This is a genomic window from Blastochloris tepida, assembly GCF_003966715.1.
GTDB lineage: Bacteria > Pseudomonadota > Alphaproteobacteria > Rhizobiales > Xanthobacteraceae > Blastochloris > Blastochloris tepida.
The window spans coordinates 1,989,207-2,008,491 of record NZ_AP018907.1 but is presented as its reverse complement, the minus strand read 5'-3'; the positions used below and the strand labels follow the sequence as shown (position 1 = coordinate 2,008,491).

Below are 19,285 nucleotides of genomic sequence, written 5' to 3'. Positions count from 1 at the left end.
CCGGCAGCGGAGCGTGAGGTGGCGGTGCAACAGACGCAGATCGTGCCGGCAGCCGGCGGGACCGAGCCGCTCGGCTATTCCGGCCTGAGGCGCCACCGGCTGGGGCGCATTCTCGGGCCGCTGACGGTGGCGGCGGCGCTGTTGTCGGCGCTGGCGACCTTCCTGGTGCTGGCCGGGCTGACGCCGATCGCCCCCACCCACGAGATCGTGGTGACGCTGCTCGCCACCAACGCCGCCACCGTGGCGGCGCTGCTGGCGGTGATCGCCCGCGAGGCCATCTCGCTGTGGATGGCCCGCCGGCGCGGCCGGGCGGCGGCGCGCCTGCAGATCCGCATCGTCTCGCTGTTCAGCATCGTCGCGGCGCTGCCGGCCGTCCTGGTGGCGGTGGTGGCCTCCATCACCCTCGACCGCGGCCTCGACCGCTGGTTCTCCGAGCGCACGCGGGTGATCGTCGAGACCTCGATCTGGGTCGGCCAGGCCTATGTGCGCGAGCATGCCGGCGGCATCCGCAGCGAGGTGCTGGCGATGGCCCAGGACATGACCCGCCTGCAGCCGGTGTTCGCCGCCGACCGCGAGCGCTTCCGCCAGATCCTCACCGGGCAGGCGACGGTGCGCGGCCTGCCGGTGGCCATGCTGATCAAGGGCGACCTGTCGGTGGTCGAGCGGGCCAACATCCAGATCGGCCGCGAGATCCTCATTCCGCCGAACCTGCCGCTCAAGGAGGCGACCGAGGAGCAGCCGCTGATCCAGATCATCGGCAACAACGACATCGTCGCCGCGGTGGAGCCGCTGCGCGGCTATGACGACACCTATCTGTTCGTGGCCCGGCCGATCGATTCGCGGGTCATCGACTTCCTGCAGAAGACCCAGGCCAGTATCGACGAGTTCCGCCTGCTGGAGGAGCGGCGGTTCGGCGTGCAGGTGGCGTTCGCGCTGATGTATGTGGTGATCGCGCTGATCGTGCTGCTGTCGGCGGTGTGGCTCGGCCTGTCGTTCGCCAACACGCTGGTGGCGCCGATCCGCCGGCTGATCAGCGCCGCCAATCTGGTCGGCGCCGGCAATCTCTACGTCCAGGTGCCGGTGCGCCGCTCCGAGGGCGACCTCGCCAGCCTCGGCGAGACCTTCAACAAGATGACGCAGGAGCTGCGCAACCAGCGTGACGACCTGATCAGCGCCCGCGACCTGATCGACCAGCGCCGCCGCTTCACCGAGGCGGTGCTGGCCGGCGTCTCGGCCGGCGTGTTCGGCCTCGATGCCGAGGGCTGCATCACCATCATCAACCGCTCGGCCGAGAGCCTGCTCAATCTCGATGCCGACGAGGCGGTCGGCAAGCCGCTCGCCGAGGTCGTGCCCGAGCTCGGGCCGCTCTTGCGCGACGTGCGCGCCGGCTTCAGCCGGCTGGTGCAGGGGCAGGTGACGCTCGCCCGCAAGGGCCGCGAGCGCACGCTCCTGGTGCGCATCACCGGCGAGCAGTCGGCCGACCCCAACCGCGGCTTCATCGTCACCCTCGACGACATCACCGATCTCGTCACCGCACAGCGCACCTCGGCCTGGGCGGACGTGGCGCGCCGCATCGCCCACGAGATCAAGAACCCGCTGACCCCGATCCAGCTTTCGGCCGAACGCCTCAAGCGCAAGTACGGCAAGGTGATCACCACCGACCGCGACGTGTTCGAGCAGTGCACCGACACCATCATCCGTCAGGTCGGCGACATTGGCCGCATGGTCGACGAGTTCGCCTCGTTCGCCCGCATGCCGAAGCCGACGCTGGGCGAGCACGACGCCGTCGACATGGTGCGTCAGGCGGTGTTCCTGATGCAGATGGGCAATCCCGACATCGCCTTCGAGACGCACCTGCCCGACGGGCCGGTGATGGCGCGCTTCGACCGCCGCCAGCTGTCCCAGGCGGTGACCAACATCGTCAAGAACGCCACCGAGGCGATCGCCGCCGCGCCGCCCGATCCCGCCGATCCGCCCAGGATCGCGGTGACGCTGACCCGGGACGGCGGCGACGTGCTGGTCGACATCGTCGACAACGGCATCGGCCTGCCGTCCGAGAACCGGCAGCGCCTGCTCGAACCCTATGTCACCACCCGCGAGAAGGGCACCGGCCTCGGCCTCGCCATCGTCGGCAAGATCCTGGAGGACCATGGCGGCGGCATCGAGCTGGCCGACGCCCCGGCGGTCGCCAGCGGCGGCCGCGGTGCCTGGGTGCGCCTGAGATTCCGCATCGATCCGCCGGCGCCGGCCCAGCCGTCGCCCACGCACGACGCCCGGCAGAGGTGACCCCATGGCTTCCGATATCCTGATCGTCGACGATGAAGCCGACATTCGCGAGCTGGTCGCAGGCATCCTGGAGGACGAGGGCTACAATGCCCGCGTCGCCGGCGACGCCGACACCGCGCTCGCCTCGATCGAGCAGCGCCGGCCCCACCTCGTGCTGCTCGACATCTGGCTGGAGGGCAGCCGGCTCGACGGCCTGCAGCTTCTCGATCTCATCAAGACCAACCACCCCGACGTGCAGGTGGTGATGATCTCCGGCCACGGCAACATCGAGACCGCGGTGACGGCGATCCGCAAGGGCGCCTACGACTTCATCGAGAAGCCGTTCAAGGCCGACCGGCTGGTGCTGATCGTCGAGCGCGCCATCGAGACCATGCGCCTGAAGCGCGAGGTCAAGGAGCTCAAGAGCATGGCGCCGATCGCCCAGCGGCTGGTCGGCGCCTCCCCGGTGATGAACCAGCTGCGCACCGCCATCGAGCGCGTGGCGCCCACCAACAGCCGCGTGCTCCTGGTCGGCCCCTCCGGCTGCGGCAAGGAGCTGGCGGCGCGCATGATCCACAACCAGTCGAGCCGGGCGGGCGGACCGTTCGTCGTCACCAACGCCGTCACCATCACGCCCGAGCGGATGGAGACCGAGCTGTTCGGCGTCGAGGGCGGCGACCAGCGCGGCCGCAGCGTCGGCGCGCTGGAGGAGGCGCACGGCGGCACGCTGTTCATCGACGAGATCGCCGACATGCCGCGCGAGACCCAGAACCGCATCCTGCGCGTGCTGGTCGATCAGAACTTCGTGCGGGTGGGCGGCACCACGCGCGTGCATGTCGATGTGCGGATCATCTCCTCCACCAGCCGCAATCTGGAGGCCGAGATCGCCGCCGGCCGCTTCCGCGAGGATCTGTTCCACCGCCTGTCGGTGGTGCCGATCCGCGTGCCCTCGCTGGCCGAGCGCCGCGAGGACATCCCCGAGCTGATCGACTATTTCCAGGAACAGATCTCGGCGACCACCGGCCTGCCGAAGCGCACCGTCGGCGAGGATGCGATGGCGGTGCTGCAGGCCCACGACTGGCCGGGCAACGTCCGCCAGTTGCGCAACAATGTCGAGCGGCTGCTGATCCTGGCCGGCGGCGATCCGGAAGCGACGGTCAATGCCGGCATGCTGCCGCAGGACGTCGGCGCGCTGATGCCGAACATGCCCAACGGCTCCGGCGGCGACCAGATCATGCGCCTGTCGTTGCGCGAGGCGCGCGAACTGTTCGAGCGCGAATATCTCGCCGCCCAGATCAGCCGCTTCTCCGGAAACATCTCGCGCACCGCCGAGTTCGTCGGCATGGAGCGCTCGGCGCTCCACCGCAAACTGAAGACGCTCGGCATCGGCTGACGATACGTCCGTCCGGACACGGCTGCCGTGCTCCGGCCGGTCTGGAGCGCGCCCGTGCGCCATGCCACAGTGCTTGGAGCGCGGTCGATCAGCGAGTCGAAAGGACAGCCCCAAGTCATGTCGCGGATTGCCTATGTCAACGGCCTCTATGTGCCGCACGCGGAGGCCGGCGTTCATATCGAGGATCGCGGGTTCCAGTTCGCCGACGGCGTCTATGAGGTCTGCGAGATCCTCAACGGCCATCTGGTGGACGAGACCCGCCACATCGACCGTCTTCTGCGCTCGCTCGGCGAATTGCGCATGGCGATGCCGATGAGCCGGGCCGCGCTCGGCGTGGTGATGCGCGAGGTGGTACGCCGCAACCGGGTGCGCGACGGCGTGGTCTATGTGCAGGTGACGCGCGGCGTAGCGCGGCGCGACTTCCTGTTCCCCGCCGGCGTGGCGCCGACGCTGGTCGTCACCGCCCGCTCGGCCGACCGCGCCAAGACCGAGAAGACCGCCGAGACCGGGATCTCGGTGATCACTTTGCCCGAGAACCGCTGGGAGCGGGTGGACATCAAGACGGTGGGGCTCTTGCCCAACTGTCTGGCCAAGGAGGCGGCCAAGGCGGCCGGCGCCCGCGAGGCGTGGTTCGTCGACCGCGACGGCTTCATCACCGAGGGCGGCTCCTCGAACGCCTGGATCGTGTCGGCCACGGGCCTGCTGATCACCCGCCCGGCCGAGTTCGGCATCCTGCGCGGCATCACCCGCACCGTGACGCTGGAGGTGGCCCGCCGGCTGAACCTGACGGTCGAGGAGCGGCCCTTCAGCCGCGAGGAGGCCTATGCCGCGGTGGAGGCGTTCGGCACCTCGGCGTCGCTCGGCGTGATGCCGGTGGTGCGTATCGACGGACGCGTGGTCGGCGACGGCAAGCCGGGCCGGGCGGCGCGCGCGTTGCGGACGGAATTCCACAAGGTCGCCGAAATCGCGCCGTGACCGGAAGGACAAATTGCGGCAGAAGGCGACCGGAAGGTGCCCTCCGTCTTGCGTGCAAGGGCCGGTTTGGCCTCTAATGTCGGCGTCCACCTCTTCGGCGCAGCCGTAACTGCACCGTGCTCTGCGGGGCAAAATAATAACCGGTTCGTCGCAGTCGAATCGACAGATAATGGACCAAGTAATGCCGGCCGAACGCGCACAGAATTTGCAAGATACGTTTCTGAATCACGTCCGCAAGAACAAGGTTCCACTCACCATTTTTTTGGTGAATGGCGTCAAGTTGCAGGGCGTGGTGACGTGGTTCGATAATTTCTGCGTGTTGTTGCGGCGGGATGGGCATTCGCAGCTTGTCTACAAGCATGCGATCTCGACCATCATGCCGGCGCAACCCGTCCAGTTGTTCGAGGCAGCCGACGACGCAGGCGGGACAGAGAAGGAATAATTGACCCCCCGCGACGAAACGCGCCGCGATTCCCCCGGTGCCGCCCGCGATACGCGGCAGGCGCCGACGCGGGCCGCGGTGCTCGTGCCCTATCGCACCCGCGACAGGAGCCCGGGCGGGGTGGGCGCACGCACGCCCGAGGCCCGGCTCGACGAGGCGGTGGGCCTCGCAGCCGCCATCGACCTCGCCGTCGCCATCGCCACGCTGGTGCCGCTCGCCGAGGTGCGCCCGGCGACCTTCCTCGGCAAGGGCAAGGTCGAGGAGATCGCCGCTGCCGTCGAGGCCGAGGGGATCGAGCTGGCCTATGTCGATGCCGCGCTGTCGCCGGTGCAGCAGCGCAATCTGGAGCGGGCCTGGAAGACCAAGGTCATCGACCGCACCGCGCTGATTCTCGAAATCTTCGGCCGCAGGGCCCGCACCCGCGAGGGCACGCTGCAGGTCGAGCTTGCCCACCTCAACTATCAGAAGAGCCGGCTGGTGCGCTCCTGGACCCATCTGGAGCGCCAGCGCGGCGGCTTCGGCTTCCTCGGCGGCCCCGGCGAGACCCAGATCGAGACCGACCGCCGGCTGATCGGCGAACGAATCACCGCCATCGAGCGCGAGCTCGAACAGGTGACCCGCACCCGCTCGCTGCACCGCAAGAGCCGCGAGCGCGTTCCGTTCCCGGTGGTGGCGCTGGTCGGCTACACCAATGCCGGCAAATCGACCCTGTTCAACCGGCTGACGCGGGCCGAGGTGTTCGCCGAGAACCTGCTGTTCGCCACCCTCGACCCGACGCTGCGCGCGCTCGACCTGCCGCACGGCACCCGCATCATCCTGTCCGACACCGTGGGCTTCATCTCCGAACTGCCGACCACGCTGGTGGCGGCGTTCCGCGCCACGCTGGAGGAGGTGATCGAGGCCGACCTGATCCTGCACGTGCGCGACGTCGCCCACCTCGACACCGCGGCCCAGGCGGCGGACGTCGAGAAGGTGCTGGGCGAGCTCGGCATCGATGCCGCCGACCACGCCCGCATACTGGAGGTGTGGAACAAGGTCGACCTGCTGGATGGCGATACGCGCGCCCGCATCGAGGCCGAGGCGGAGCGCCGGCCTGCCGACCAGCGGCCGGCGCTGGTGTCGGCGCTGGGCGGGGAGGGGGTCGAGGCGCTGCTCAATCTGGTCGAGGCCCGCATCACCGCCGGCCGCATCACCCGCACGCTGTCGCTGGCGCCCGAGGACGGCGAAGGTCTGGCGTGGCTCTACCGTCATACGGACGTGATAGGCCGCACCAGCGAGGCTGAGACCGGCCGCATCCTGGTGACGGTGCGGGTGCCGGCCGAGCGGCTGGAAGAAATCGACCGCCGATACCCGGTTGCATATTTCCCTCCAGAATAGGCTCTGCGCGTTCTCAAGAGTTAATACTGTAATACATATTTCAAACACATTTCGTAAAAGCCAAATAAAAGGATCACACAGCGCTCCTATCGCTATTGCGGCCGGCGTCTTGCCGAAATCGGTAATTTGCCGGCATACGATTTACTGGAGCATTCGAAATGAATAACTGGAAAACCTGCCTGATGGCGACTGTCGCCTTGACCTGCTTCGGCGCGGTCGAGTCGGCCAATGCGCAAGCGATCTATGGCGGCGGCGCCACCTTCCCCGCGCCGCTCTATCGTCAGCTGTTCGACTGCGTGACGGTTCGCGCCGACCTGCCGAGCCCGACGGCCTATGCGGCGGGCTGCCCCATCCAGAACCCGCCCTATCCGTATCTGATGCTCTACGCCCCGGTGGGCTCGAGCAAGGGCAAGAAGGCGCTGGCGATGCACGACGCCAGCCAGCTCGGCAACCCCTCCAGCTCGAACACCGTTCCCTACCGTTCGACCAAGCAGCCGACGGCGGGCCAGTACCCCTATCCGAGCTTCCACTTCGCCGGCAGCGACGATCCGTGGCTGGCCACGGACCAGGCCCTCTACGAGACCAATAACGGCCCGGCGAACTATGGCCGCATCATCCAGATCCCGGCGGTCATCGGCCCGGTGACGATCGCGTTCAACGGCAAGGACGGCACCGGCAACCCGCTGAACATCGCCAACGCCACCCCGACCGGCGGCACCAGCGGCCTCAATCTGTCGCGCAAGGCGCTGTGCGGCATCTTCTCGGGCCACATCACCCAGTGGAACAACCCGATCCTGACCGCCGCCAACAACGGGACCGTGCTCGGCAACGGCCCGATCACCGTGGTTCACCGCTCCGAAGGCAGCGGCACCAACTACATCATGACCAGCGCGCTCGCCGCCCAGTGCGGCAGCGAGTTCGGCCCGACCAACGAGACCGACGCGACCCTCACCCTCTACGAGTTCCCGTGGTCCGACAACACGGTGGCGGTCGCCCAGTGCCCGGCGCTGCCCTATCGCGGCAGCAACAAGAACAACTGGCCGGATGCCGGCGCCGTCGACCAGTGCGGCGCGGCGATCTCCAACCCGGGCGGCGGCACCTTCGTCGGCGGCCAGGGCAACAGCGGCGTCGTCGCGGCGATCACCGCCACCAACGGCGCGATCGGCTACTCGACCTCCGACTATGTGAAGCCGGTCGTTCCCACCGGTCTGATGACCGCCAACCTGCAGAGCGAGGCCGACCTCGGCAGCGCCACCTGGACCCCGCCGACCGCGGCCGCCGCCGCGATCGGCATGCAGTCGGCGTCGCCGGTGTTCACCGCCGCGACCCGCACCAACCCGCTGAACTGGAGCCTCCAGGCGGTGGCCCCGAACCCGAAGCTGCCGGGCGCCTATCCGCTCGTCGGCTTCTCGTTCTTCGACCTCTATCAGTGCTACGCGAGCGCGACCAACGCCTCGGTGATCAGGCAGTACCTGCAGTGGCACTATTCCAGCGGCACTGCCAATGCCGTCATCCAGGCCAACGGCTTCGCCCTTCCGCCGCAGAACTGGCTCCTGGAGATCCAGGCGCTGGCGTTCGGCGCGGACGGCATCGGTGTCGGCGGCAGCGGCGCCTGCGCCGGCAAGCCGGGCGCCTGATCCGGCGGCCTGCTTGATGCGGTTTCCGGCTTGATCAGCCGGAAACCGTATGGCCCGGACATCCGGCCAACACGAAACGTGCGCACCCGGTTTTGCCGGGTGCGCATGCGTTTGAAGGCAGGCCGTGCTGTACGCGGGCTGGGAAGACCGATGACCACGGAAACGTCTGACACGCCGGCACCGCGACTTCTGCATCGCGCACGCGGCGCCACGCTGCCCGCCATCGCTGCCGGTGCTGCCGCCGTCGTCAGCATCTTCGCGGTGCCGGGGCTCGCCGGCTGGCTCGGCGCCGGTCTGGCGGCGATCATGGTGGCGATCGCCGCCATCGACGCCCGCCGCTTCATCATTCCCGATCCGCTCAACGCCGCGGCGCTGCTGCTCGGCCTCGTCCATGCGGTCGCAGCCGCCGGTGCGATGGGGGACGATGTGGTGCAGGCGCTGGCCGCGGCGGCGTTGCGCGGCGGCGTGCTGGGTCTGATGTTCCTGGCGCTGCGCGAGATCCATCTGCGGCTGCGCGGCCGCGAAGGGCTCGGCCTCGGCGACGTCAAGCTGGCGGCGGTGGCCGGCGTGTGGCTCGGCTGGCTCGTCATGCCGCTTGCCGTCGAGATCGCCGCGCTGTCGGCGCTGGCCGCCTATTCGGTGCGCCACGCGTTGCTCCGCCGCCGCGGCCAGCGCCGCCGGCTGCGCCCGACCGGCCGGCTGCCGTTCGGCCTGTTCCTCGCACCGGCGGTGTGGCTCGGCTGGCTGATCGAGGCGACGCTGCCGGTGGTCTACTGAAGCGGGTCGATCGGGACGGCGCCCGGAGGCGGCGGTGGCAGGCTCGGGGCGTTGCGGCGCTCGGTCCATTCCAGCGCCAGCCATTGCGCCTCGGCGATCTGGCCCAGCGTCATCTTCGAGGCCACCGCGTCGCGCAGCCGCAGGAAGAATTCGCGATTGGCCGGCGAGGCGCCGGCCGCGGCGAGGTTCAGCCATTTGTGCGCGGCGATCTCGTCGATCGGCACGCCGAGCCCCTTGTCGTACATCAGGCCGAGCAGATACTGCGCCCGGCTCTCGCCCTGCTCGGCGGCGAGCCGATACCAGTAGACCGCGGCGTCATAGGCCTGCGGCACGCCCTGGCCGTTGGCGTACATGAAGCCGAGCATCGCCTGCGCCCGCGCATTGCCGCGCTCGGCCGCCATCGTGAACAGCTTCGCCGCCTTCACATAGTCGCCGCGCGCATAGGCGGCGCGGCCGGATGCGAAGCTGTCGGCATGAGCCGGCGGCACGCTGGCGAGCATCACCGCGCCGAGCGCCAGCAGCGCCAGCAGCGGCCGCCCTCGACGCATGCGCGCTGGGCGTTGCGTGCCTTCATCCATGCCGGCTTTCGTCCGCATCGATCGCACACCCCCGCTCAAAGTTCTGCGTTCATCGCATTCTCGTTCGCAAAACCGGTTCCCACTTTTGCGGAGAATGCTCAGCGATAGTTCGGCAGCAGCGGCCCGCCGGCGCCGACCGCGCCGATGGTGCCGCGCAGCTTGGTGCGCAGCTCCTCGGCGACATAATGGGCATCGACGCTGTCGCGGATGATCTGCGGCCGGATGAAGATGATCAGCTCGGTGCGGTTGATCGTCCTGCCGGTCTGCGAGAACGCCTCGCCGATCAGCGGGATCTGGTCGAGGATCGGCACGCCGTCGCGCACGCCCGACTGGCGCTCGCTGATCAGCCCGGCGAGCAGCACGGTCTGGCCGCTCGCCACCGAGATCGAGCTGCGCACCTTGCGCTGCGACACGGTCGGCGTCAGGTTGCTCGATGAACTCGACGACGAGGACGACGACGAGCCGGTCGAGGTGTTGGCGACGTTGCTGATCTCCTGCTCGATGTCGAGCCGCACGGTGCCATTGGCATTGATGCGCGGCACCACGCGCAGGATGACGCCGGTGTTGCGATAGTCGATGGTGTTGACCACCGTGTTGGAGGTGGTGAGCACCGTGGCGCTGCCGGTCGAAACCGGCACCTCGTCGCCCACCTGCAGCGTCGCCACCTCATTGTCGATCACCACCACCGAGGGGTTCGACAGCACCTTGACGTCGGTCACCGAATGCAGCGCATCGAGGATCATGTTCGGCTGCGCTTCCGGGCCGATCAGGAAGTTGAAGCCGGGCAGGGCGCGGTTGATGAAGGTCTTGGTGACGGTGGCGGCGGCGGTGTTGAGCACCGAGCCGCGGTCCGCCGGCAGGCCGAGATTCTTGCTGGTGAGGAAGAACTGCACGCCATAGGTGAGGTTGTCGTTGAGCGTCACCTCGGCGATGGTGGCATCGATCCCCACCTGCAGCTGCGGCCGGTCGATCTGGCGCAGCGTGCGCTCGATGATGGTGAAGTTCTCCTGGTTGGCATAGATCAGCAGCGCATTGTTGACCGGATTGGCGGTGATGCGCACGTTCTGCATGATCGGCGTGCCGCCGCCGCCCGACGACACGGCCCCCGACGACACAGCCGAGGTGAGGCCGAGCCCACCCTGGCCGCCGCCGCCGGAGAGGGAGGCGCTGGCGCTGTCGCTGCCGCTCTGCGAACGCTGCCCGAACGCGCTGGAGGACGACTGGCTGTTGCTGCCCGACAGGCGCGTGAGGCTGGAATTCGAGCCGCTGCCCGAGCCTGAACCCGACCCCAGGCTGGAGCTGGCGGAGGCGCCCGCGCCCGGCGCAAGCTGGTTGCTGGCACTGTCGAGCGAGGACGACGCCGACGATCCGCCGCCACCCACGAACATCTCGTTGAGGATGCGCGCGATGTGGCGCGCCTCGCCATATTTCAGCGTGTAGACACGCACGCCGGCGCGCGCCGTATCGGCCTCGTCGAGCCTTCGGATCCAGGTCTCCACCGTGCGCAGCGCCTCGGGCTTGCGCGTCACCGCCAGCACCGCGTTCATGCGGGTGATGGATTGGAACTTGACCACGTTCTGGCTCAGGCCGCCTTCGCCCGAATCCAGGATCTTCTCCAGCTCGGAGATGATCGGCTCGGGATTGCTGTTCTGCACCGGAAAGATGCCGACCGATTGGCCGCGCATCCAATCGGCATCGAAGCTCAGCGCCAGATCGATGGCGTTGCGCCGCTCGCTGCCGGTGCCCTGAATGATAATGAGATTGCGGCCGGGCTCGGCGCGCACCATGCCGGGCTTGGTGGCGAAGCTGTCGACCAGCTTCAGCAGCGTCGGCGCCGACACGTGTTGCAGCGGCACCACCGAAATGCCGTAGCCCGGCTCTGCCCGCCCGGCGGCATCGATGCTGCCGGTGCCGACCGCCTCGGCCTGCGGCATCAGCCGATAGCCGGCGGGATCGCGCACCAGCGCGACGCCGCTCAGCCGCAGCGCATTCTCCAGCACGAAGGCGATGTCGGATTTCGCGATCGGCCGGCCGGACGCCATGCTCACCGTGCCCTGCACGCGCGGATCGATGGTGTAGCCCGTGCCGAGAATGTCGCCGAGCACGACCTTGGCCACCGAGGCCACCGGCGTGTTCTCGAAATTGAGGTCGTAGCTCTGGCCGTCGGCGGAGGGTTGCGATTGCGGCGGGTTGGTGGCTGCCGCCGTCTCGTCGCCGGCATAGATTGCGGTGGCGACGCGCTTGCCGCTGTTGGGCTCGCCCTGGCGCACCTCCGAGGGAAAGCGCGGCCACAGATCGATCGCCCGGACCTTGTCGAACACGTCCGGCTCGCGCCCGTCGTCGGGGCCCATCGGCACCGCATTGCAGGCCGCAAGCAGCGTCATGCAGATTGCCGAACACACGACCAGCAATCCGCAACGACGCGCCGGGTCTCGGCGGATTGGCTGTTGCACCTGTCTCACCTGTTCGACTTCAACGCTGACACGGGCCCGCACGTCGCCGCGCGAACCCCAGGCTCGACGGATTTTAGCCGTCGAATGTGACAGGCATATTGGCGCGGCGTGTGGGCAACGACTGCGCGACGCGCACGGAAGCAGCGCGGTCGCGGCAGCGTCACAAATCCAATACGGAGCCGGTGATAGAAGGGCGCGATTGCCGCGCTGCCGGTCGCGGTCCGGCGGCATTGCGTGCGTTCTCGGAACACGCCCACTTCGGTACACGCCCAATTCGGTACACGCTCATGGTCGATGCGCGCGCGGGCGATTTCGCGACCCACCTGCGGAGCCGCACCGGCCAGCCGGCGCCGGCCGGCATGCAGCAGGAGGCGTCGGGCGCGGCCGGCGGGCGCGGCCTGCGCAAGTTGTGGGAGGCGAGCGAACTGTCGGCCTCCGACTTCGCCGACGAGGTGGCGCGCTTCTTCGACCTGCCGCGATTGGCGCTGCCCGACCTTCTCGCCGCGCGGCCGCTGGTGCAGCAGTTCTCGCGCCGCTTCCTGCGCGAGGTGATGATCTATCCGTTCGCGGGCACGGACAACGCGCCGTCGATCGCGCTCGCCGATCCCACCGACACGGCGGCCATCCGCGCCGCCACCATCGTGCTGGGCGAGGGGCTGGCGATCCGCATCGCCAGCTTCGAGGACATCGCCACTGCGCTGGAGCAGCGTCTGGGCGAGGAGCAGGCGGGGCCTGCCGAAGGCACCGTCAGCGGCCCGGCGCACGAGGACGACATCGATTCCTTGCGCGATCTCGCCAGCGGCGCGCCGGTGGTGCGCGCGGTCAACGACCTGTTCGAGACCGCGGCGGAGCTGCGCGCCAGCGACATCCATATCGAGCCCGGCCGCAACGCGCTGGTGATCCGCATGCGCGTCGATGGCCTGCTGCGCACAGTGCCGACGCCGGCCGGCGCGCTGCCGCAGGCCGTCATCTCGCGCATCAAGATCCTGTCCGGCCTCAACATCGCCGAGCGGCGGGTTCCGCAGGATGGCGGCGCCCGCGTGCGGCTGTCGCGCGGCGAGCTCGATGTGCGCGTCGCCATCATGCCGACCCAGCACGGCGAGTCCGCGGTCATCCGCCTGCTGTCGAAGGAACGCGGCCTGCTGGCGATCGAGAAGCTCGGCTTCTCGGAGCGTGACGAGCGAACCTTGCGTCGCCTGCTGACGCTGCCGCACGGCATGATCGTGGTGACCGGCCCGACCGGCAGCGGCAAGACCACCACGCTCGCCACCGTGCTGTCGATCCTCAACGAGCCGACGCGCAAGATCCTCACCATCGAGGATCCGGTCGAATACGAGATCGCCGGCATCAGCCAGACGCAGGCGAAGCCTTCGATCGGGCTGACCTTCGCGGCGGCGCTGCGCTCCTTCGTGCGCCAGGATCCGGACGTCATCATGGTCGGCGAGGTGCGCGATTCCGAGACCGCGCACATCGCCATCCACGCCGCGCTCACCGGCCATCTCGTGCTCACCACGCTGCACACCGAGACGGCCGCCGCCGCCGTGCCGCGCCTGCTCGATCTCGGCGTCGAGGCCTTTCTGCTGCGCTCGACATTGCGCGCGGTGATCGCGCAGCGGCTGGTGCGCCAGCTCTGCGAGCGCTGCAAGGCGCCGCGCGCGCTGACCGAGGCCGACATCGCCGCCGACCCGCGCTACGCCGCGTTGGGGCTCGCGTCCGGCGAGACGATCTTCGAGCCGGCGGGGTGCGAGCGCTGCGGCGGCACCGGCTATCGCGGCCGGCTCGGCGTGTTCGAGATTCTCGAAATGACCGGGGAGGTGCGGAGCCTCGTCGATTCCGCCTCCGACTGGGCGTCGATCGACAGAGTGGCGATCGAGAACGGCATGACGACGATGATCGACGACGGCCTCGCCAAGTGCCGCGCCGGCCTGACCTCGCCGGCCGAGGTGCTGCGCGTGACGACGGTGCGCTGACCATGCCGAACTTCCGCTACCGCGCGCTGACCCAGACCGGCGAGATCGTCACCGGCTCGATCGCCGCCCCCAGCGTGGCGGAAGTCTCCCATCGCATCGAATATCTCGGACTCGTGCCAATCGAGACCGCGCCGGAGGACGGCTCGGCGGCCTTGTCGTCGTTCTCGCTGGCGATGCTCTCGCGGCCCAGGGCCGAGGACGTGACGGTGTTCACCCGCGACCTCGCGCTGCTGCTCAAGGCCGGCGCGCGGCTCGACGACGGGCTCGATCTTCTCGCCAACGACATGGATGTCGGCCGGCTGCGGCCGACTGTGGTCAAGATCCGCGCCGCCATCCTCGGCGGCGATAGCTTCGCCGAGGCGCTCGGCCGTCATCCCGCATTGTTTCCGGCGATGTATGTGGCGCTGGTGCGGGTGGGCGAGATGTCGGGAACGCTCGATCACGTGCTGGAAATGCTGGGCAATGAGCGGGTGCGTGCCGAGGCGCTGCGCCGCAAGCTTACCGATGCGCTGCATTATCCGGCCTTCGTGCTGCTGGCGGCCGGCGGCGTGCTGGTGTTCTTCGTCGTCGCCGTGCTGCCGCAGTTCTCCTCGGTGCTGCACGACTTCAACGCCAAGACCGATCCGGTGATCGAGACGTTCCTCGCGCTGTCCGATCTCCTGCGTGCAAACGGGATCGAGATCGCCATCGCGGCGGCGGCGCTGGTGATCGGCGGCTGGCTCGCCTGGCGCCGGCCGGGCGTGCGCGCGGCTGTGGTATCGGGGGTGGCGCGGCTGCCGGGGGTGGCGACGGTGTTCGGCTTCCATCGCACGGCGCTGTTCTGTCGCAACCTCGGCATCCTGCTCGGCAGCGGCGTGACGCTGACGGCGACGCTGCGCATCCTTGTCGACATCATGGCGGTGACCGGCAGCCTCGACGTGTGGACGGCGATGGCCGACCGGGTGCGCCATGGCGGCAAGCTGTCGGATGCGCTGGCCATGACCGCCATCCTGCCGCCGATGGCGGTGCGCATGCTGCGGCTTGGCGAGGAGACCGGGCAGCTTCCGGTGCTGGCCGGCCGTGTCGCCGATTTCTACGAGGCCAAGCTGCAGCGCCATCTCGACCGCATCGTCGGCATCATTGGGCCGCTGGCCATCGTCGTCATCAGCGTCGTGGTCGGCGGCCTGATCGTGTCGGTGATGACGGCGCTGCTGTCGGTCAGTCAAATCGTGGGATGAGTGGGAGAGGGGAGACGATGAGGCTTCGGGTGGGAAACGCAGCGAACGGCGCCGCGCGCCGCGCCGGCCGGCGGCGAAGCAATTGCCAGCGCGGCTTCACGCTGGTCGAGATGCTGGTGGTGATCACCATCATCGGCATGATCATGGCGCTGGTCGGCCCGCGCGTGCTCAACTATCTGAGCGACTCCAAGATGAAGGCCGCGAAGATCCAGATCCAGAGTTTTTCCAGCGCGCTCGATCTGTTCTATCTCGATGTCGGCCGCTACCCGTCGAGCGCGGAGGGCCTCACCGCGCTGGTGCGCCCGGATGGCGGCGCGGGCGGGTGGAACGGTCCCTATCTCAAGGGCGGCACCGTCCCCAACGATCCGTGGGGGAATTCCTATGTCTACAGATCGCCGGGCGAACGCAGCGCCTATGAGGTGCGCTCCCTGGGCGCCGACGGGCAGGAGGGCGGCAGCGGGCCTGCCGCCGACATCTCGTCGGCTTCAAACTAGGTTCGCGCGGGGCGACGCCGGCTTCACGCTGATCGAGATGGTGTGCGTCGTCGCCATGGTGGCGCTGCTGGCCGCGATCCTGGTGCCGCGGGTGCCGCGCGGCACCACGCAGCCGCGGCTGGAGGCCTACGCGCTGGAGGCGGCGGCGCTGCTCAAGGCCGACCGCACCGCCGCCATCCGCCATCGCCGGCAGGTGGCGGCGCAGGTCGATGCCACCGGCCGGACGATGATCTCGGGATCGAGCGGCCGCGTGCTTCGTCTGCCGGAGGACGTGGCGTTCGAGGCGCTGCTGCCGCAGACCTGCGAGGGCCGGCCGGCGCTGTCGACCATCAGCTTCTTCGGAAGCGGCATGTCGTGCGGCGGCGTCATCCGGCTGATGCGGTTCGGCACCGGTTTCGACGTGCGGGTCAACTGGCTGACGGGAGGCATCGACATTGTCGCGCGCGGTCGGAGTTAGAGCATTCTCCGCAAAAGTGGGAACCGGTTTTGCGAAAGAGAATGCGACAAACGAGGAAGCGAGAGCGTCCGGCCGTTCCAGCCGGATCGTCGGACGCTCGAAGCGGAAGGGCGAGGCCGGCTTCACCATGATCGAGGCCGTGGCGGCGCTCGCTTTGGTGACGGTGTCGCTGGCAGCGATCGGATCGCTGGTTGCCACGGCCGCGACCGGCACGCGCACGCTGGAACAGCACGTGGCGCTGGTCGAGACCGCGCGCTTCATCGCCGCCACCGCGCTGAACCGCGCGGAGCTGTCGCGCGGGAATCTCAGCGGCGAGGTCGGCCCCTATCGCTGGCGTGTCGACACGGCGCCCTATTTCGGCGGCGGCGGCCAGCCGGTCGCCGCCTCGCCCTGGATGCCGCAGCGCGTGGTGGCGCGGGTGCGCGCGCCCTCGGGCGCGGTGCTGGCGGTCGAGACGGTGCGGCTGATGCCGAGGCCCGGCCAATGATCCGTTCGCGAAATGGGAGCGAAGCCGGCTTCACGCTGTTCGAGGCGCTGGTGGCGATGGCGCTGATGGGGCTGATCATGAGCGCGCTCGCCGCCGTCACCGCCGAGTGGCTGCCGAACTGGAATCGTGGGCTGGGGCGCATTCAGCGCAACGAGCAGGTGGCGGTGGCGCTCGACCGGCTGTCGGCCGATCTTTCCGCCGCCCAGCATGTCGCGCCCAACCGCCAGCACGTGCAGCCGCTGTTCGTGGGCAACGAACTGTCGGTGATCTTCGTGCGCACGGCGATCGGCCCGAACACCAGGCCGGGCCTGGAGGTGGTGCGCATCGCCGAGACGGCGGACAAGCTCGGCCGCGCGCTGGTGCGCACGCGCGCGCCGTTCGTGCCGCTGCCGCTCGGTACCAATTCGCTGGACCGCATCCCGTTCGCCGATCCGGTGGTGCTGCTGCGCGCGCCGTTCCGCGTGGTGTTTTCCTATGCCGGGCCGGAGGGCGGCTGGCGCAGCGCCTGGGACGAGAAGATGGGCAGCCTGCCGCTGGCGGTGCGCTTCACCGTGCGCGATGCTGGGAGCGAGCGCGTGCTGGACGTCTCGACGGCGACGCTGGTGCATGTGCAGGCGGGCGCGCCGGAGCCGGAGCCGCCGGAGGAGCCGGCGGTTCCGCCCGGCGCCCAGGCGCAGGGTAGTGCGCCGGTCGGCCGGCGGGGACGCTGACCATGCGCCACCCCCGTCCAGTCTCCGCCCGTAACGGCTTCATCATCATTGCCGCGCTGTGGATCATCGCCGCGCTCGCCACGCTGGCCTCGATCTATTCGGTCTATGTGGCGCGCTCGGCGATGGCGCTCGGCGTCAATGACGAGCGGGTCGAGACCGATCAGCTCGTCACCGCCGCGCTGGAGCTTGCCGCCTATCAGATGTCGTCAGCCGCGCCGGCCGCGCGTCCGACCAAGGGCGCGTTCCGCTTCCGGCTGGCTGGTGCCGAGGTCGCGGTCGAGTTCATGTCGGAGGCGGCACGCATCGATCTCAATGCGGCGCGCAAGACGATGATCGCCGGCCTGTTCGCGGCGCTCGGCGCCAAGCCGGATGCCGCCGCCGCTTATGCCGAGCGGGTCGTGGGCTGGCGGACGCCGCCCAAGCCCGATGCGCCCGACAGCGAGGCGTCGCTCTATCGCGCCGCCGGCCTGCCATACGGGCCGCGCGGCGCGCCGTTCGACCATGTTGCCGAGCTGTGGCTGGTGCACGGCCTGCCGCCGGCATTGGTGGAGAGGGCGCTGCCGTTCGTCACGGTCCATAGCGGCCAGAGCGACGTCAATGTGCTGGACGCGCCGCCCGAGGTGATCGCCGCGCTGCCGGGCATGACGCCGGCCCGGCTCGACGCCTTTCTGCGCCAGCGCGACCGGCTGGCGTCGGCGCCGCAATTCGTCGCCGGGGCGCTCGGCGGCAACCAGATCGGCGCCACCACCCGCGGCAGTTCGGCGGTGCGCGTGCGCACCGGCATCACGCTGGCGAGCGGTCGGCGCACGGTGTCCGACGTCGTCATCCAGCTTGGCGGCGCGACGAATCCATACGAGATCCTGTCCTGGCAGGACGATGTCGATCCGATGACCGGCGCGCCGCCGAGCCCGGTGGAGGCGAGATGACGAGCTTTGTCACCCTGAAGGCGGTCTATGCCGCGTGGCTCGATGCGGTGGCGCGCACCGCCGATGCGGCGCTGGCGCGCTTCGAGACTCATCGCCGTGTCGGTCTGGTCGAGGACGAGGACGGCGGCTTCACGCTGGGCCTCGCCGAGCCGGACGTTGGTGCGCGTAAACGCGCGCGCAAGGATCGACGCAAGGACGCTGACAGCGCAGCGCCGCTGCCCGATCATCGCCTGCGCCTCACCGATGAAGGCATCGAGACGCTGCCGCCGGCATGGTCGGCGGCGCTGCGCGGCAGCCGGGTGGAGCTGGTGCTGAAACCATCGCGTTTCCTGTTCTGCCCGCTCGAACTGCCCAAGCGCGCCGGCGAGTTTCTCGATGGCATCGTGCGCGCCCAGATCGACCGGCTGACGCCATGGAGCCCGGCGGATGCGGCCTATCATTGGACGCGGCCGCGCGAGCAGGCGGGCGAGCGCATCGCGCTGATGGTGGTGGCGACCGCCCGCTCGATCGTGGCGCCGCTGGCGCAGGCGGTCGCCGATCTCGGCGCCGCCGCCGTCGCCGTCTCGACCACCGGGCCGGAGGGCGAGGCGGTGACGGTGTTCGAGACGCGCGCGCACGGCGCCGACCGGCGCGGCCGTGTCCGAAGCGTGCTGCATGGCGCCTTCGTCGCAACCGGCCTCGCCGCGCTGGCGACGATGACCGCGACGGGCTTCATCGCCGATCATTATGAGGCGGAGACGCAGCAGCTTCAGCAGCGCATCGCCGAGCGGCGGGCGGCGATCCGCGCCGGCCAGGGCGGCGGCGGCAATTCGGCAACCGCGCTGCTGGAGCGGCGCAAGCACGCGACGCCCGCCAGCGTGATGGCGTTGGAGGCGCTGTCGGCGCTGCTGCCCGATCACACCTATGCCACCGAGCTGCGCATCGAGGGCGACCGGCTGCAGATCGTCGGCATCACCCGCGATGCGCCCTCGCTGATCCAGATCCTGGAGCAGTCGCCGCACTTCGGCCGGGCGACCTTCTTCGCGCCGACCACGCGGGCCGAGAACGATCCGGGCGAGCGCTTCCATGTCGAGGCCCGCCTGCGCCCGCACTTCGGGCTGGAGCCGTGAACCATGGCAATGGAAATG

At 69.4% G+C, this 19,285-nt stretch carries 17 protein-coding genes; 15 read left to right on the top strand and 2 right to left on the bottom strand.

The annotated features are described in order from the left end of the window. The first annotated feature begins 18 nt into the window (after positions 1 to 18). The 7 genes from BLTE_RS09235 (at position 19) to BLTE_RS09205 (ending at position 8,866) form a co-directional block, all read left to right on the top strand. Positions 19 to 2,286 (top strand): sensor histidine kinase NtrY-like, encoded by a 2,268-nt coding sequence (locus BLTE_RS09235; RefSeq protein WP_342211487.1) that lies wholly within the window; start codon positions 19 to 21, stop codon positions 2,284 to 2,286. 4 nt (positions 2,287 to 2,290) lie between these two features. Continuing rightward, the gene (gene ntrX / locus BLTE_RS09230; RefSeq protein ID WP_126399620.1) at positions 2,291 to 3,658 is read left to right on the top strand and encodes a nitrogen assimilation response regulator NtrX; all 1,368 of its coding nucleotides are present in this window, start codon (positions 2,291 to 2,293) and stop codon (positions 3,656 to 3,658) included. Between the two features lie 117 nt (positions 3,659 to 3,775). Continuing rightward, complete coding sequence (locus BLTE_RS09225; protein WP_126399617.1) at positions 3,776 to 4,633, top strand: D-amino-acid transaminase; 858 nt, start codon at positions 3,776 to 3,778, stop codon at positions 4,631 to 4,633. Positions 4,634 to 4,814: 181 nt separating this feature from the next. Then, positions 4,815 to 5,075 (top strand): RNA chaperone Hfq, encoded by a 261-nt coding sequence (hfq, locus tag BLTE_RS09220; protein WP_126399614.1) that lies wholly within the window; start codon positions 4,815 to 4,817, stop codon positions 5,073 to 5,075. Next, positions 5,076 to 6,452, top strand: a complete 1,377-nt coding sequence (gene hflX / locus BLTE_RS09215) for a GTPase HflX (RefSeq protein WP_126399611.1) — start codon at positions 5,076 to 5,078, stop codon at positions 6,450 to 6,452. A 158-nt stretch (positions 6,453 to 6,610) separates the two neighbouring features. Then, positions 6,611 to 8,089 (top strand): substrate-binding domain-containing protein, encoded by a 1,479-nt coding sequence (locus BLTE_RS09210; RefSeq protein ID WP_126399608.1) that lies wholly within the window; start codon positions 6,611 to 6,613, stop codon positions 8,087 to 8,089. A gap of 150 nt (positions 8,090 to 8,239) precedes the next feature. Then, complete coding sequence (locus BLTE_RS09205) at positions 8,240 to 8,866, top strand: prepilin peptidase (RefSeq protein WP_126399606.1); 627 nt, start codon at positions 8,240 to 8,242, stop codon at positions 8,864 to 8,866. Here BLTE_RS09205 and BLTE_RS09200 read toward each other — a convergent pair. Both BLTE_RS09200 and gspD read right to left on the bottom strand, forming a co-directional pair. Continuing rightward, the gene (locus BLTE_RS09200) at positions 8,860 to 9,414 is read right to left on the bottom strand and encodes a tetratricopeptide repeat protein (RefSeq protein WP_244599941.1); all 555 of its coding nucleotides are present in this window, start codon (positions 9,412 to 9,414) and stop codon (positions 8,860 to 8,862) included. The two genes, BLTE_RS09205 and BLTE_RS09200, sit on opposite strands and share 7 nt — an antisense overlap. Positions 9,415 to 9,542: 128 nt before the next feature. Continuing rightward, entirely contained in the window at positions 9,543 to 11,828 is a 2,286-nt protein-coding gene (gene gspD, locus BLTE_RS09195) for a type II secretion system secretin GspD (RefSeq protein ID WP_244599940.1), read from the bottom strand. A gap of 356 nt (positions 11,829 to 12,184) precedes the next feature. Here gspD and BLTE_RS09190 point away from each other — a divergent pair, with 356 nt between their 5' ends. From BLTE_RS09190 to BLTE_RS09150, 8 genes are all read left to right on the top strand, one after another. After that, positions 12,185 to 13,867, top strand: a complete 1,683-nt coding sequence (locus BLTE_RS09190) for a GspE/PulE family protein (protein WP_126399600.1) — start codon at positions 12,185 to 12,187, stop codon at positions 13,865 to 13,867. 2 nt (positions 13,868 to 13,869) lie between these two features. Beyond that, complete coding sequence (locus BLTE_RS09185; RefSeq protein WP_126399598.1) at positions 13,870 to 15,084, top strand: type II secretion system F family protein; 1,215 nt, start codon at positions 13,870 to 13,872, stop codon at positions 15,082 to 15,084. Positions 15,085 to 15,101: 17 nt separating this feature from the next. After that, entirely contained in the window at positions 15,102 to 15,578 is a 477-nt protein-coding gene (gene gspG / locus BLTE_RS09180; RefSeq protein ID WP_126399595.1) for a type II secretion system major pseudopilin GspG, read from the top strand. A gap of 37 nt (positions 15,579 to 15,615) precedes the next feature. Next, complete coding sequence (locus BLTE_RS09175; protein WP_244599938.1) at positions 15,616 to 16,035, top strand: type II secretion system protein GspH; 420 nt, start codon at positions 15,616 to 15,618, stop codon at positions 16,033 to 16,035. A gap of 127 nt (positions 16,036 to 16,162) precedes the next feature. Next, the gene (locus tag BLTE_RS09165) at positions 16,163 to 16,522 is read left to right on the top strand and encodes a hypothetical protein (protein ID WP_126399586.1); all 360 of its coding nucleotides are present in this window, start codon (positions 16,163 to 16,165) and stop codon (positions 16,520 to 16,522) included. Beyond that, positions 16,519 to 17,232 carry a PulJ/GspJ family protein gene (locus BLTE_RS09160; RefSeq protein ID WP_126399583.1) on the top strand — a complete coding sequence of 238 codons (714 nt, stop codon included), beginning with the start codon at positions 16,519 to 16,521 and terminating at the stop codon, positions 17,230 to 17,232. The genes BLTE_RS09165 and BLTE_RS09160 overlap by 4 nt, the downstream gene beginning before the upstream one ends. A gap of 2 nt (positions 17,233 to 17,234) precedes the next feature. Beyond that, positions 17,235 to 18,158 (top strand): type II secretion system minor pseudopilin, encoded by a 924-nt coding sequence (locus tag BLTE_RS09155; protein WP_126399580.1) that lies wholly within the window; start codon positions 17,235 to 17,237, stop codon positions 18,156 to 18,158. Next, complete coding sequence (locus tag BLTE_RS09150) at positions 18,155 to 19,267, top strand: PilN domain-containing protein (RefSeq protein WP_126399577.1); 1,113 nt, start codon at positions 18,155 to 18,157, stop codon at positions 19,265 to 19,267. The genes BLTE_RS09155 and BLTE_RS09150 overlap by 4 nt, the downstream gene beginning before the upstream one ends. Positions 19,268 to 19,285 lie beyond the last annotated feature (18 nt).

Coding starts and splice junctions, on each gene's coding strand:
- ntrX (WP_126399620.1), top strand. CDS start 2,291: ATGGCTTCCGATATCCTGATCGTCGACGATGAAGCCGACATTCGCGAG.
- BLTE_RS09225 (WP_126399617.1), top strand. CDS start 3,776: ATGTCGCGGATTGCCTATGTCAACGGCCTCTATGTGCCGCACGCGGAG.
- hfq (WP_126399614.1), top strand. CDS start 4,815: ATGCCGGCCGAACGCGCACAGAATTTGCAAGATACGTTTCTGAATCAC.
- BLTE_RS09210 (WP_126399608.1), top strand. CDS start 6,611: ATGAATAACTGGAAAACCTGCCTGATGGCGACTGTCGCCTTGACCTGC.
- BLTE_RS09205 (WP_126399606.1), top strand. CDS start 8,240: ATGACCACGGAAACGTCTGACACGCCGGCACCGCGACTTCTGCATCGC.
- BLTE_RS09200 (WP_244599941.1), bottom strand. CDS start 9,414: ATGCGTCGAGGGCGGCCGCTGCTGGCGCTGCTGGCGCTCGGCGCGGTG.
- gspD (WP_244599940.1), bottom strand. CDS start 11,828: ATGACGCTGCTTGCGGCCTGCAATGCGGTGCCGATGGGCCCCGACGAC.
- BLTE_RS09190 (WP_126399600.1), top strand. CDS start 12,185: ATGGTCGATGCGCGCGCGGGCGATTTCGCGACCCACCTGCGGAGCCGC.
- BLTE_RS09185 (WP_126399598.1), top strand. CDS start 13,870: ATGCCGAACTTCCGCTACCGCGCGCTGACCCAGACCGGCGAGATCGTC.
- gspG (WP_126399595.1), top strand. CDS start 15,102: ATGAGGCTTCGGGTGGGAAACGCAGCGAACGGCGCCGCGCGCCGCGCC.
- BLTE_RS09175 (WP_244599938.1), top strand. CDS start 15,616: ATGGTGTGCGTCGTCGCCATGGTGGCGCTGCTGGCCGCGATCCTGGTG.
- BLTE_RS09165 (WP_126399586.1), top strand. CDS start 16,163: ATGATCGAGGCCGTGGCGGCGCTCGCTTTGGTGACGGTGTCGCTGGCA.
- BLTE_RS09160 (WP_126399583.1), top strand. CDS start 16,519: ATGATCCGTTCGCGAAATGGGAGCGAAGCCGGCTTCACGCTGTTCGAG.
- BLTE_RS09155 (WP_126399580.1), top strand. CDS start 17,235: ATGCGCCACCCCCGTCCAGTCTCCGCCCGTAACGGCTTCATCATCATT.
- BLTE_RS09150 (WP_126399577.1), top strand. CDS start 18,155: ATGACGAGCTTTGTCACCCTGAAGGCGGTCTATGCCGCGTGGCTCGAT.